An 11,714-nucleotide genomic window follows, 5' to 3' on the forward strand; every position below is an offset into this window, starting at 1 on the left:
CTCAGGTTCCTTTTGCAATCCACACTTCCACCTCAAATCTATCCTCGTTTTCCGCATCAATCCAGCCCGTAATCACGCTTCGGCAAGCACCGTCGGCAAGCACACCCTCAATCTGCCGCTCCATCAGTTCGTCGTTGCGCCGAGTCAACAGCATCAGGTTGGTCTCGCCGTGATAGCGGTTGCGCATGGCGATTTCGCCCGTGACGATATTCGGCAATGTGTAGACAAAAGCTGTAGGACTGGGGAAACAGGCCTCGCGGTGGCGGATTGTCTCTTCGAAGAGCATGTCGGACAGACAAGAGCCCGAACAACTGAACAGCACCACGGCACGGTCGTCACCTTCCTCGAAGCGTGGCTTTCCCTCGGCCTTGAGCAGCAGTTCCGTGGTCACGAAGCCCAGTCGGCAGAGCATATCCATCTTAAAGAAGCGGGGATAGTCACCGACTTCATCGTTGTAGAGTTCTGTCAGCAGTGCTTTGCCACAACTTTTAACTCGCCGTTCCACTCCGTCTATCACGACTTGATTGTGGGTGATATGCACCGTGTGTAACCTTTTCATCATCGTTTGTTCATCAATATTGCAGCATTGCAGCCTCCAAAACCCGACATCATCTTGATGAAAGCGTGCTTGCGCGTGGGCGTGGGCGCCGTGACAACAACCAGTTTGCATGACACTCCCAGCTCATCAAAGCCGCGCGTGGGCAAAAGCGTCCCCTTGTCGAGCGCGTGCATCGTCAAGATGGTTTCAAGCACACCGGCAGCTCCCATCGTATGGCCATAGATTCCTTTGTAACCATTGACAGGAACAGCATCAAGACCTGCACGCTGAATGGCCACACTCTCCATCTCGTCGTTATAGAGCGTAGCTGTGCCATGCGTGTTGATGACAGCCAACGCTTCGGCATCAAAACCTTTCATCACAGCCCGCAAGGCCCGGTAGCTTCCCTCGGCCTGTCGCGACGGACTCGAGAGATGATAGGCGTCATTCCTGATGGCTCCGGCCTGCAAGGTCCAGCCTTCCCGAGCTGTGTCGCGCGCCATGACGACCGTGGCAGCAGCTTCTCCTAAATTCAACCCATGCCGATTGACGCTGAAAGGTCTACAGGGAACCGACGAAAGTGCCTTAAACGACTGGAAACCACTCACGATAAATGCACTCTGCTCGTCGCCCCCTATCACGACTGCGTTATCATAGGCTCCGCTTTGCAGATTACGTTGGGCTACAATTATTGCACAAACACCGGATATACAGGCGTTGGACACAACTAATGGCTGATTGGGATTACCGAAGAAACGTGCTATTCTCTCAGCAGCTATGCTTAAATGAGTTGCAGAATCCGTAACGGCACAGCTGTTATTTTCAAGTAATGAGACATTCCCCTTTGTCGTGGACAGCACCAAGAGTGTGCGAGGGGACGAAGCGTCGATACCGCTTTCGGCAACAGCTTGTGTGGCCGATAGCAACATCATCTGTTCGAAACGGCTGCAGTCCTCGGCCTGCGGATAGGCCGAAGCGAACCGGCCTTCAATCTCGCCTTCCTCGAACAGCGAGGCCATGAAAGCTTCGGGCAATCCCCACTTTCCTTCATGGAGTCGCAAGCGACTGCGCCCTTGAAGCACGGCATCGTAGTTCTCGGCCGTTCCCGAGCCTAACGGCGAATAGATGTTATCAGCAATTATCTTTATCATCGGCCAACCACTTTTGCTTCCATGCTTCGTAGAAAGCGGGGCTCTCCCACATCAACTGATAGTCTCTGTCCAAGAACACCTGCACGCTGTGCCCCGTAACCAATAGTTCATCTGAGACAGCGTCATGAATCTCATAGTCGAAAACGATTTTGGCTGCTTCTGTCGGACGGTAGATAATGTCTATACGTGGTTGAGTTCCATAACGCATCGGCTTGTTATAATGGAAACTCAAATCAACCAATGGGGCATAACAACCGTTATTGAAAATCGTCATGTAGCCAAGGTCGAATTGCTTGCCGAAAGCCTCACGGGCATCTTCGAAATAAAGTGAATAAGAACCATGCCAAACAAATTGCATGGAATCAACCTCACTGAAACGGATATCAAATAGTTTGGATACTCTCAGTTCTTTCATGCTTCCTCTATTTCATTAGCCAGTGCAATCTTCATCTCTGCTGTTGCCAGCGTCTGACTCCCACTGCACACCGTTGCCTTGACAAGCGTCAGGTCCAATACCTGTTCTATCACTTCTATTGTGGTCTCAAGCACGTCTCCCACCCGTGGGCAAGCAGTTACTACCATGTTCTTGACCGCTCCGATGAACCCAACCTGAATTTCACGCTTAAGGATATACTTATTGACATAACCCAAGCGGGCTGCACACGTCTGAGCCATGTCCTCTGCCAAAGCACAAGCGTCCATCACGCCGTCTTCCACAAACAAGTTGTCTGCCCGAACGACGAAACGGGTCGATGTGCGCTGCTCATCGAAGAAGGTCAGTCTGTCCACCATGATAAAAGGCTCACGCTGTGGCAGCAGTTCGTGAATATCTATCGTTTCAAGCTTCATCTTTCCAAAATTCAAAGTAGTTGAACCATTGGGTGGGATATTGCATCACTACCTCTTCTAACTGTTCTGCATACTGCAAGGCAAGGTTTCGGGCACGCTCTCTGACACTCCCTTCGCCACCCTCCAACCGTTTGATGTAGATGCGGTAATGCTTGACCGAAGTCTTCATCACATGAATGGTCAGTACGGGAACCTCATGTTGGGTAGCCAAAACGAAAGGTCCCATGGGAAAGGCTGCCTTGTGACCAAGGAAAGACAAATCATAATGCCTATTGCTTCCGAATATCCTATCGGCAGGTATGCTGAGACTTTCGCCATCGGCAAGAACGTTGTTCATCTCAAAGAGATGGCCCATATCCTCACGCACCACAATCATGTGGAGATTGTTTACTTCGAAAATCCTTTCCCGATTAGCCATCACCGTCTCGGCTTCTTTGCCATACACCAATGTATTAAAACGCTTGTCGCGTGCTTGTAGCGCATAGCCTGCCACCTCATAGTTACCGACATGGGCACTCAAGACCACAAAGCCGCCATCGCCTTCGGCAAGCTGCTGATAGACCTGCTGATTGGAAATATCAAACTCAAACCGCCCTCCTGCATAGACATAGAAGCGGTCGAGGATAATCTGCGCAAACCGGCAATGGTTCACGTAAGTGTGCCAAAAGGCAGTCGGCCAGCGTTCCTTTCTTATCCGTCGGAAGAAATGATACTGCGCCAAATACCCTTGATGGGAGAACAGCATGCAGAAAGGAATAACGAAGACTGCGGCAAAGAGATATGCACCCGGCAACGGGAGATATCGCATAAGCCCCACCAGACTATGATGCATCCAACGTGCACCCCATGTCGTTCCTTTCCACTTCTGTCCTTCCGTCATTGTCTCTACCGTGACAACTAAGCGTTTACCTTCGTCTCTATATAGTCGCAGAAGTCCTTGAGTGTCTTCACGCCTGCCATTTCCTCGGGCTTGATCTTGAAGCCGAACTTCTTCTCTACAATAACGACGATATCCACGAAGTCAAGACTGTCTATTCCGAGGTCGTCCTTCAACAACGCCTCCGGAGCAATCTTTTCCTCTTCCACTTCAAGGTCGTCTATCAAGAACTCCCTTACTTTCTCTTCAATTTCTGTTCTTTCCATTTTCTTATAATTATATGTCATTATTTATCAAACAACCTGTCAAGGCGTCTATCCGTTTACTCGTCAACTCCTCTTCACCTTTATAATACTATGTCCCTGCCCCAGGCCATCGACGATTTCCTCCACCTCCAAGCCAGCCTTCTCAATCAAGGCTATCAGGTCGTCAGAGTGATACATCTTACTGTTTCCGTTGGCAATAGCCGTGAAATAAAGGCTGACCTGTGTCAGGCAGAACGCAGCCGGCTCGAAGCGCTGGCGGTCCCAGAGGGTCTCCATGATGTAAAGTCGACTGTCATTGTCCATCACACGCGCAGCCCGACGCAGTATACTCGTTATTTGCTCCTCACTGAAGCAATCCAGAAACTGACTCATCCAGATAGCGTCCCAATGTCGGTCGGCGGGCAACAGACAGGCTTCGTCAAGCAGATTGGCTGCATGACCACGAATACGGTCGGCCCCTTCCTTGCCCGAAGTCTGCTGACGCATCAGCTCCAACTGTTGCGGCAAGTCAACAATCGTTACCTCTACCTCCTTGTCATGCGCCACGCACTGCATGGCCCAACGTCCTGTGTTTCCGCCGACATCCATCAGCGTGCGCGGACGGTTCGCGAAGACGAGCAGCAAAGCATCGTCGAACGAACTGTCACTGTAGAAATGGTCAAAGGCAAACCAACTGCGACGGGCGTCTTCAGGCAGTCGGGACAAGCCTTCATAGACCGTCGGCCAGTCGCCCAATCGCCTCAGACCGGCAGGGCGACCCTCTCTCAATGCCGCCTCAAGGTCGTACATACCCAAATAGTTCACGTCGTGATTGAAATCAAGGTTCACGCGTGTGGCCGGGTCGTTCAGCAGGAACCAGCCCGTCTTCGAAATGCTGTACCGTCCGGTCTCCGGCTCCACGAGCACGCTCCCTATCGTCAGCGAGGCCTCCAACAGGCACTTGGCCGCATAAGGAGAGATGCCCACGCGCTGCGCAATCTCATCGGAGGTGAGGGCCTCGTCACGCAGAAGCTCAAGTATCCCCCACTTCACCATCAGGCGCGACACCTGAAAGACAATCGGGCCGAAGGCTATGAACTCCGCCTGCCGCTGTGCCTCACGTGCCGAGCACTGTTCGTCGGCGTACTGCCGTAAAGGTTCAGACAAGTGCATCATCGTTCGTTCGTTTCAATACCAATGCCGAGTTCGTTCCCCCGAAGCCGAAGGAATTGGAGAGCACGATATCCACGTCGGTCTCTATCGTCCGCGTGGCGAGGTTCAAAGGCGCGCTATATTCATCAGCATGCTCAAAGTTGATGTTGGGCGCCACGAAATGATGCTGCATCATCAGAATGGAATATACCGCCTCGCTCGCACCCGCCATCCAGCACTCGTGCCCCGTCATGCCCTTGGTCGAAGAGATGAGTGCATGCCGACCGCGGAACATGCGGTCGAGCGCAATGGCCTCGAACATGTCGCCCTGATGCGTACCGGTGGCATGGGCATTGACGTAGTCCACGTCGTCGGCCGCGATGCCGGCATCTTGCAGGGCACGTGTCATGGCCGTCACGCTGCCGTCGTCGGAAGGCTGCGAGATGCCCCCGCCGTTGGAAGAAAAGCCATAACCGCACACCTCGGCCAATATCGTCGCCCCGCGCTTCACGGCATGCTCATAGTCTTCGAGCACCAAGGCAGCCGCACCACCACTTGGCACGAGGCCGTCGCGGTCACGGTCGAACGGGCGAGAGGCCTTCTGCGGCTCCTCCATGCGCTTGGAGAAGGCCCCGAGCGCATCGAACGTCGCCATGCTGTAGAAATTCACTTCCTGCGCACCGCCGCAGAGCACACAGTCCTGCAGACCCTGTCTTATCATCATGCAGCCCAGTCCAATGGAATGACTGCCGCTAGCGCACGCCGCACTCACACTGAAGTTCACACCGCGCAGCCCGAAGATGCTACTGAGGTTCATGTTTACCGTCGAGTTCATCGCCTGAAAGATATATCCCGAACCCAAGAGCTGCGTGTCGTGCTTCTCGGCCATGATATTGGCGGCCTCGATCACGGGACGTGCCGAAGAGTCGTTACCGAAGATGATGCCCACCTCGTGCGTCCGCAGGTAATCCTCATCGATATGGGCCTGCCCGAACGCCTCGAGCGACGCCATATAGGCATACTCCGCCTCCTCGGGCAGCCCCACGCGATACCGCCGGTGCAGCAATCCTTTGAGCCGGGGCCGTTCAACGACGCCCGTCAGTCCGCTCTGATAGCCATACTCCAGCCGCTCTTTCTCCATGCCGATGCCCGAACGCCCCGACCTCAGGGCCTCCGTCACCTGCTCCTTGTCCGTTCCCAGGCACGACCATATGCCCATGCCCGTCACAACCACTCTTCTGCTATTCATCATCATAAAGTATTATTAACTCCATCTCCCCTCCTTTGAGGGGCCGGGGAGGCTGTCTTCACATGCCCCCGTCTACTTCGATCACTTGCCCCGTTACATACGCGGCCTCGTCGCCGACGAGAAAGTCAACCACCGCAGCCACCTCCTCGGGCCTACCGAAGCGGCCGGCCGGAATCAGCGTCTTTATCTGCTGCCCGTCAAGGTCGGCCGTCATGTCCGTCAGGATAAACCCCGGGGCCACCGCGTTCACCGTCACCTTGCGCGCCGCCACCTCCTTGGCCAGCGCCTTCGTAGCCCCGATCAGCGCCGCCCGGGCTGCCGAATAGTTCGTCTGGCCGGCCATGCCGCGAAGCCCCGACAACGACGTGATGTTGACGATGCGTCCGTGCCGCCGCGTCAGCATGTCCTTCAGCAGCCGCCGCGTCACATAGAAGAAGCCGTTCAGTGTCGTGTCCGTCACCTCATGCCACTCCTCGTTCTGCATGAACACCATCAGGTTGTCGCGCCGCACACCTGCATTGTTCACCAAAACCGAGATATAATCCTCGGGATGCCGCGTCACCCAGTCGGCCAGAGCTGCCTCGATGGCCTCGGGACGCGCGACGTCGAACGGCAACAGCTCGGCCCGTCCGCCCGCCGACTCAATGGCCTGCAGCGTCTCGCGCGCAGCCTCTTCGTTCGATTTGTAGTTGATGACAACCGTATATCCCCGTGCGGCCAACCGCAGGGCGACGGCCCGTCCGATGCCACGTGAGCCACCTGTTACAAGTGCATATTCCATTGTTTACTCGATTTTTATATAACTCTTCGTGCCATGCACATCCCATTTCCGGTGCACAGCCATTTGCGTTGCAAAAGTACGACATTTATTCATCACGGCCAAGGAAATCGCAGAAAAGGGCGACCAAAACGGCACTTCCTTTCGTCCGATAGATACGGGACAACGCCCCACATCGCAACAGCCTATACATTCCCAAATACCGGGACGGTGTGTTTCTCGGTCTGGAACCGAGCGTTCCTCCTATTGGAACTGTGAGTTCCATATACTGAAACTGTGCGTTCCATATACTGGAACTGTGTGTTCCAAAGCATGGAACTTTCTTGGAACACAACTTCACTCGTACGCATAACGGTCGATATAGCCGTCGAAGTCCCGTTTCGCGGTGTAACCATAGGCACGGAAGATGTCGAAGATATCATTTTGCTGCTCGGGCGTGAGCGTGAGTACGCCGTTCATGTAGCGGTAGTAAGTTGTCCGACTGCCGAGATATTCTTGTATTTCGCGGCGTATCGGCGTGTCGTCCACGCGTTTCACGTCGAGGAAGAGTTTGCTGAAGCCCCACGCCGAGCGTATGATGCGCTTTTCCACGAACAGCCTGCACTTGCCTTTTTGCAAGGCTGCGGGGTAGACGGCGGGGCCTTCCGCCCTGTCGGTCGGTATGTGACGGCCGGCGAAATGCCGCATGCAGGTGTCGTGCATCGGGCAGGCGTCGTTGAAACAGAACGCCCATGTAGGCGGGAAGGATTTGAAATCGAAAGGAAACGTGTCGGTTGTCATATTTTGATGATACGTTGTTTGAAGCGGATATAATTCAGCAATGCCTTTAATTTATACTTGAATGGAATGTCGAGTTGCATCATTTCGAGGTAGCACCGGCAGGTGGCCTTGGGACTGTTGTGCCTGATTTCGACGATCTTCGAGGTGAGGCCGCCGTCCAGATAGTCGCGCAGATAGACGACTTGGCCGAACACCTTGAGCTTGTACTTGCGGGCGATGCGGCTCCACACCAGCGCTTCGGGCACGAACCGCTCGCCGGGGTATTCGGGGAACGGAAACTCGCGCAGGACCGAGGTCTTGTAGATTTCGCACATGTCGCCCGTCACGCCGTATCTGTAGCGCAGGTCGATAGACGTGCACCGCGCTTCTATGCGGGGCCTGCCGATCACGCTGCCGTCGCGATGGGCCATATAGCCGCAAAGGCCGCCCAGCTCTTCCCTGTTCGTGGTATCGTTCCATTGGTTGGCAATGATGGCTAAGGCGTCGGCGGGGAGTTCGTCGTCGGAGTCGAGTATCAGCGTCAGTTCCCCGTGCGCGACCTTCACGCCTGCGTTGATTGCCGTGTGCTTTCCGCCGTTCTCCTTTCTGATGTAGCGAATGGGGAAGTCGGCTACGGGTAGGGCTGTGCATGTGGCTTCCGTGTCGTCCGTCGAGCCGTCGTCTATCACCAGCCACTCGAAGTCGCGACAGTGTTGCCGGCAGAGGCTCCGATAGATTTGAGGGAGGAAGCGCGCCCTGTTGAAAGTGGGCGTCAGGATTGTTATCAACATAGTGACAAGGTTGTTATTTTAGTTTGTGCCGTCGAAAGCTTCCATCGTGGCAGATCCTTCGTGGGAGATGCCCTCGCGCTTCAACACGCTGCGGAGCGTCAGCCAGACGACTTTGCAGTCTGTCAGGAACGAGACATGGTCGACATACCACACGTCGTAGGCGAACTTCTCACGCCATGTGAGTGCATTGCGGCCGTGGCACTGCGCCCAGCCCGATATACCGGGGCGCACTTCGTGACGGCGGGCCTGTTCGGGGGAATAAAGCGGCAGATAGCGCACGAGCAGAGGGCGGGGGCCGATGAGACTCATGTCGCCCTTGAGCACGTTGACGAACTGTAGGAGCTCGTCAATGGAGGAGGAACGAACGAAACGCCCCACGGGAGTGAGGCGTTTTTCATCGGGCAACAGGTTGCCGTCGGCGTCTCTCGCATCGGTCATCGTCTTGAACTTGACGACTCGGAATATCTTTCCGTCCTTCCCCGGCCGCTCCTGCAGGAAGAACACGCCAGCCCGCTTGTTCGCGACATAGAGCAGGAGGCTGACCAAAAGCAGGAAGGGGCTCAGGCATAGGAGTGCCATAAAAGATATGATGATATCCAACAGGCGTTTGATGAAACCACGATAGAGCATAGTTTATTTGTTTAATGATTGATACATCTTCGCCAACTCGCGCCACACATCGCGCTGCTCGAACTTCGCCCTAATGCGCTCGCGGGCATTGAGGCCCATGCGGCGACCTTCGTCGGGGTGCTCCAGCATCCACTTCATCGTATGATAGAGGGCTTCGGCATCACGTGGCCGGATTATCTTACCGTTTAATCCGTCCTCGATGATTTCGTTGCAACCGTTGATATCAGTCACGATGCTCGGCAGTTCCATGCTTCCGGCCTGCATGGGGACGTTGGGAAAGCCCTCGCGATAGCTTGGGAAGACCAAACAGTCGGCTTGCGACAGATAGGGGCGCACGTCTTGTTGCCAGCCGACGAACTCCACCTGCGCTGAATGTATCAGGAATTCTTTATCGGCCTCATCCACCGGGTCGCCGTCTTCAAAGGAACCCACGAGCAACAAGCGTGCGTCGGGAAGTCGCCTCATGGCAGAGACGAGTTCGCGAATGCCCTTGTCGCGCACGATGCGGCCGATGAAGACAAAGGTGTAAGCGTCGTGTGGTGTGTGTGTCGCCGTCTTAAAGAAGTCAGTGTCTATTCCGTTGATGTTCCCGTTATGGATAACGCGTAACGGTTTGCCTGTGATATGGTCTGCCTGCAGGCAATGTAGAACGCCATTGCCTTCGGGAATAACTTTCGTGGCACACAGACAGGTGATACGCTCCATGGTTTTCAAGACAAAGCGCAACAGACCGGACGCTCCCTGATAGCGCAAGCCGGTAACGGTATAGATACGGTGAGGAACACCGGCCAGTTTGCCGGCAATCATCGCCAGTAAGCTGCCTTTCGGGGTATTAGCGTGCAGGATATCGGGACGCTCTTTGCGGAACAAACGGTATAGCGCACACAAGGATTTCACATCGTCGCGCAGTGCTATCTCGCGCTGCATGGGAACGTTTATCGTGCGAATACCTTCGCGCCGGCTAACCTCTTCCAGTACACCCGTATCAGAAGCGACACCGACCACTTCGAAGATTTGGTTCAGATATTGCAACTGCCCTTTCAAAAGATTGAGCAAAGAAATATCGACCGTGGTCAACCTGATAATCTTTAGTTTATGATGCTGCATACTTGAGATAGCTTTTGCACACGGTATCGAGGTTGGAATTCTTTAGCGACGTCCATGTCCTGTCGATGGATATTCCGCCCGTCATCAAGCAGGCAAACGGTCGTCCAGCCTCTTTCGTTGGCCGTAACGAAGTCTTTTGTAACGTTGTCGCCAATGTAATAATACGCACAATTAGGATATTTTACTTCAAAGAACCTGTATACTTGCGGAGCAGGCTTACCGTAACCGAATGCTTCGGAAACAAGAATATCTTCCTGCTGTATGAAAGCGGTCAGTCCCAAGGCTTGGATTTTGTTCCATTGTGTCAGCGTTCTTCCATCAGTAATCAGGCCGAGACGAGCCTTTTCCTTCAGTGTATTCAGGCATTCTTCGGCATCGTTGTCCAAGTATATGTCCGGAATGTGACTGCGATAAATCTGCAAGAGTTCGGATATGCTGTAACCAATAGAATATTTTGCCGTCAGCTTTTCAAAGGCATTCTCTCCGTGCTGCAGCCAGTTCAGCAACTCGTCTTGCGCCCCTTCTATTCCTATTGCAGAGGCAATCGCATGAAATCCCGACTTTACAAAGTCAATCTCTTTGTAAAGCGTGTCATCCAAATCAAAGACAATGACCTTATTTTTCGTAGACAATGACATCTTTGTCATACCTCAACATCAAGGTTTTATCAATCCAATCTTCCGAATAAGCAATCGTTTCACCCAACAAATACTCGCGAATGATGTATTCAGCATAATTGGCTTTGGCATAATAGGTCAAAGGATAACCACCTCCGAACCGCGGATTGATTTCGATACCCAAGACTTCGCCGTCTGCTTCTCGGTAAAACAATTGAATGCACATCGTGCCGATAGCCCCGGGAATCGTAGCCATTCTTTCATATAAATAAGGTACTATCGCATTCTTGCGCGTAATTCCTTTGTTGATTTCGCCAGCACGGATCTTGATCCGCTCACGCGGAACGATGCACTTCAACCGATAATCCTTACCATAATAAAGGTCTACGGTGAACTCTTTGTATACTTTCGGGTCCACATATTGCATGAACAACAGCTTCGGGTCGTTCATAATCTCTTCCGTCATTTCCTCTTGTGAACGGATAACGTGCAGGTTTGTACTCAGCGAACCATCGTAAGGCTTGGCAAACAAGGGGAAAACAGGGTGAAACTTATCTATGGGCTTCGGATAGGCAATATTCATCTTGTCAAACAGTTCCATTGTGTTGCGCTTGTCACGACAAGCCTTTATAAAGGCTTCATCAGAGACAATAACATCTATTCCGGCCTCTTTGAAACGCCTTTTATTCCTTGCCAACACCATCAGTTCGGTATCTATCGTCGGAATAACTATCCTTATTCCGTTCTTTTCACAAATCTCCAACAAAGTATCTATATATTCGGGAGCCGTACAACGACACACTTTAAAACACTTTTCCGAGACATATCCCGCTGGAGAGAGCCGAGGATTCATATCTGTTGTATAAACCTTACCGTCCAAACGTAACTCCTTTAGCGTGTTCTTAAAGATTTCCACCAATGTAACACGCTGGCCGGCAGAAGTAATTAGTATATTATTCATTCTCATTTAG

Annotated in this window: 15 protein-coding genes; all 15 read right to left on the reverse strand. The window is 53.1% G+C overall.

What is annotated here, in order from left to right; all coding sequences use genetic code 11:
* Position 1: 1 nt before the first annotated feature.
* The 15 genes from HMPREF9944_RS13140 to HMPREF9944_RS10475 all read right to left on the reverse strand — a co-directional run bounded on the left by HMPREF9944_RS13140 (position 2) and on the right by HMPREF9944_RS10475 (position 11,704).
* Complete coding sequence (locus HMPREF9944_RS13140) at positions 2-562, reverse strand: hypothetical protein (RefSeq protein WP_008566218.1); 561 nt, start codon at positions 560-562, stop codon at positions 2-4.
* Entirely contained in the window at positions 559-1,689 is a 1,131-nt protein-coding gene (locus HMPREF9944_RS10410; protein WP_008566219.1) for a beta-ketoacyl synthase N-terminal-like domain-containing protein, read from the reverse strand. Before HMPREF9944_RS10410 ends, HMPREF9944_RS13140 begins: the two co-directional genes overlap by 4 nt.
* Positions 1,670-2,104, reverse strand: a complete 435-nt coding sequence (locus HMPREF9944_RS10415; protein WP_008566220.1) for an acyl-CoA thioesterase — start codon at positions 2,102-2,104, stop codon at positions 1,670-1,672. The genes HMPREF9944_RS10410 and HMPREF9944_RS10415 overlap by 20 nt, the downstream gene beginning before the upstream one ends.
* Positions 2,101-2,538 carry a pseudouridylate synthase gene (locus HMPREF9944_RS10420; protein ID WP_008566221.1) on the reverse strand — a complete coding sequence of 146 codons (438 nt, stop codon included), beginning with the start codon at positions 2,536-2,538 and terminating at the stop codon, positions 2,101-2,103. The genes HMPREF9944_RS10415 and HMPREF9944_RS10420 overlap by 4 nt, the downstream gene beginning before the upstream one ends.
* A complete protein-coding gene (locus HMPREF9944_RS10425) occupies positions 2,528-3,418 on the reverse strand; it encodes an LpxL/LpxP family acyltransferase (RefSeq protein WP_008566223.1) in 891 nt (296 codons plus the stop codon). The genes HMPREF9944_RS10420 and HMPREF9944_RS10425 overlap by 11 nt, the downstream gene beginning before the upstream one ends.
* A gap of 17 nt (positions 3,419-3,435) precedes the next feature.
* Positions 3,436-3,681 carry an acyl carrier protein gene (locus HMPREF9944_RS10430; RefSeq protein WP_008566224.1) on the reverse strand — a complete coding sequence of 82 codons (246 nt, stop codon included), beginning with the start codon at positions 3,679-3,681 and terminating at the stop codon, positions 3,436-3,438.
* 63 nt (positions 3,682-3,744) lie between these two features.
* Positions 3,745-4,833, reverse strand: coding sequence for a methyltransferase (locus HMPREF9944_RS10435; RefSeq protein WP_044113670.1), 1,089 nt, complete (start codon positions 4,831-4,833; stop codon positions 3,745-3,747).
* Positions 4,820-6,061 (reverse strand): beta-ketoacyl-[acyl-carrier-protein] synthase family protein, encoded by a 1,242-nt coding sequence (locus HMPREF9944_RS10440; protein ID WP_008566226.1) that lies wholly within the window; start codon positions 6,059-6,061, stop codon positions 4,820-4,822. Before HMPREF9944_RS10440 ends, HMPREF9944_RS10435 begins: the two co-directional genes overlap by 14 nt.
* Positions 6,062-6,119: 58 nt before the next feature.
* On the reverse strand, positions 6,120-6,842 hold the full coding sequence (fabG, locus tag HMPREF9944_RS10445; RefSeq protein ID WP_008566227.1) for a 3-oxoacyl-ACP reductase FabG: 723 nt from the start codon (positions 6,840-6,842) through the stop codon (positions 6,120-6,122).
* Positions 6,843-7,175: 333 nt separating this feature from the next.
* Positions 7,176-7,619: a DUF6078 family protein gene (locus HMPREF9944_RS10450; RefSeq protein ID WP_008566228.1), complete on the reverse strand. Its 444-nt coding sequence runs from the start codon at positions 7,617-7,619 to the stop codon at positions 7,176-7,178.
* Positions 7,616-8,389, reverse strand: coding sequence for a glycosyltransferase family 2 protein (locus HMPREF9944_RS10455; protein WP_008566229.1), 774 nt, complete (start codon positions 8,387-8,389; stop codon positions 7,616-7,618). The genes HMPREF9944_RS10450 and HMPREF9944_RS10455 overlap by 4 nt, the downstream gene beginning before the upstream one ends.
* An 18-nt stretch (positions 8,390-8,407) precedes the next feature.
* Positions 8,408-9,019, reverse strand: a complete 612-nt coding sequence (locus HMPREF9944_RS10460; protein ID WP_008566231.1) for a sugar transferase — start codon at positions 9,017-9,019, stop codon at positions 8,408-8,410.
* A gap of 3 nt (positions 9,020-9,022) precedes the next feature.
* Complete coding sequence (locus HMPREF9944_RS10465; protein WP_008566233.1) at positions 9,023-10,126, reverse strand: glycosyltransferase family 4 protein; 1,104 nt, start codon at positions 10,124-10,126, stop codon at positions 9,023-9,025.
* Complete coding sequence (locus tag HMPREF9944_RS10470) at positions 10,108-10,773, reverse strand: HAD family hydrolase (protein ID WP_008566234.1); 666 nt, start codon at positions 10,771-10,773, stop codon at positions 10,108-10,110. The genes HMPREF9944_RS10465 and HMPREF9944_RS10470 overlap by 19 nt, the downstream gene beginning before the upstream one ends.
* Positions 10,742-11,704 (reverse strand): ATP-grasp domain-containing protein, encoded by a 963-nt coding sequence (locus tag HMPREF9944_RS10475; RefSeq protein ID WP_008566235.1) that lies wholly within the window; start codon positions 11,702-11,704, stop codon positions 10,742-10,744. The genes HMPREF9944_RS10470 and HMPREF9944_RS10475 overlap by 32 nt, the downstream gene beginning before the upstream one ends.
* Positions 11,705-11,714 lie beyond the last annotated feature (10 nt).

This window comes from Segatella maculosa OT 289, assembly GCF_000243015.1.
GTDB lineage: Bacteria > Bacteroidota > Bacteroidia > Bacteroidales > Bacteroidaceae > Prevotella > Prevotella maculosa.

Coding starts and splice junctions, on each gene's coding strand:
- HMPREF9944_RS13140 (WP_008566218.1), bottom strand. CDS start 562: ATGATGAAAAGGTTACACACGGTGCATATCACCCACAATCAAGTCGTG.
- HMPREF9944_RS10410 (WP_008566219.1), bottom strand. CDS start 1,689: ATGATAAAGATAATTGCTGATAACATCTATTCGCCGTTAGGCTCGGGA.
- HMPREF9944_RS10415 (WP_008566220.1), bottom strand. CDS start 2,104: ATGAAAGAACTGAGAGTATCCAAACTATTTGATATCCGTTTCAGTGAG.
- HMPREF9944_RS10420 (WP_008566221.1), bottom strand. CDS start 2,538: ATGAAGCTTGAAACGATAGATATTCACGAACTGCTGCCACAGCGTGAG.
- HMPREF9944_RS10425 (WP_008566223.1), bottom strand. CDS start 3,418: ATGACGGAAGGACAGAAGTGGAAAGGAACGACATGGGGTGCACGTTGG.
- HMPREF9944_RS10430 (WP_008566224.1), bottom strand. CDS start 3,681: ATGGAAAGAACAGAAATTGAAGAGAAAGTAAGGGAGTTCTTGATAGAC.
- HMPREF9944_RS10435 (WP_044113670.1), bottom strand. CDS start 4,833: ATGCACTTGTCTGAACCTTTACGGCAGTACGCCGACGAACAGTGCTCG.
- HMPREF9944_RS10440 (WP_008566226.1), bottom strand. CDS start 6,061: ATGAATAGCAGAAGAGTGGTTGTGACGGGCATGGGCATATGGTCGTGC.
- fabG (WP_008566227.1), bottom strand. CDS start 6,842: ATGGAATATGCACTTGTAACAGGTGGCTCACGTGGCATCGGACGGGCC.
- HMPREF9944_RS10450 (WP_008566228.1), bottom strand. CDS start 7,619: ATGACAACCGACACGTTTCCTTTCGATTTCAAATCCTTCCCGCCTACA.
- HMPREF9944_RS10455 (WP_008566229.1), bottom strand. CDS start 8,389: ATGTTGATAACAATCCTGACGCCCACTTTCAACAGGGCGCGCTTCCTC.
- HMPREF9944_RS10460 (WP_008566231.1), bottom strand. CDS start 9,019: ATGCTCTATCGTGGTTTCATCAAACGCCTGTTGGATATCATCATATCT.
- HMPREF9944_RS10465 (WP_008566233.1), bottom strand. CDS start 10,126: ATGCAGCATCATAAACTAAAGATTATCAGGTTGACCACGGTCGATATT.
- HMPREF9944_RS10470 (WP_008566234.1), bottom strand. CDS start 10,773: ATGACAAAGATGTCATTGTCTACGAAAAATAAGGTCATTGTCTTTGAT.
- HMPREF9944_RS10475 (WP_008566235.1), bottom strand. CDS start 11,704: ATGAATAATATACTAATTACTTCTGCCGGCCAGCGTGTTACATTGGTG.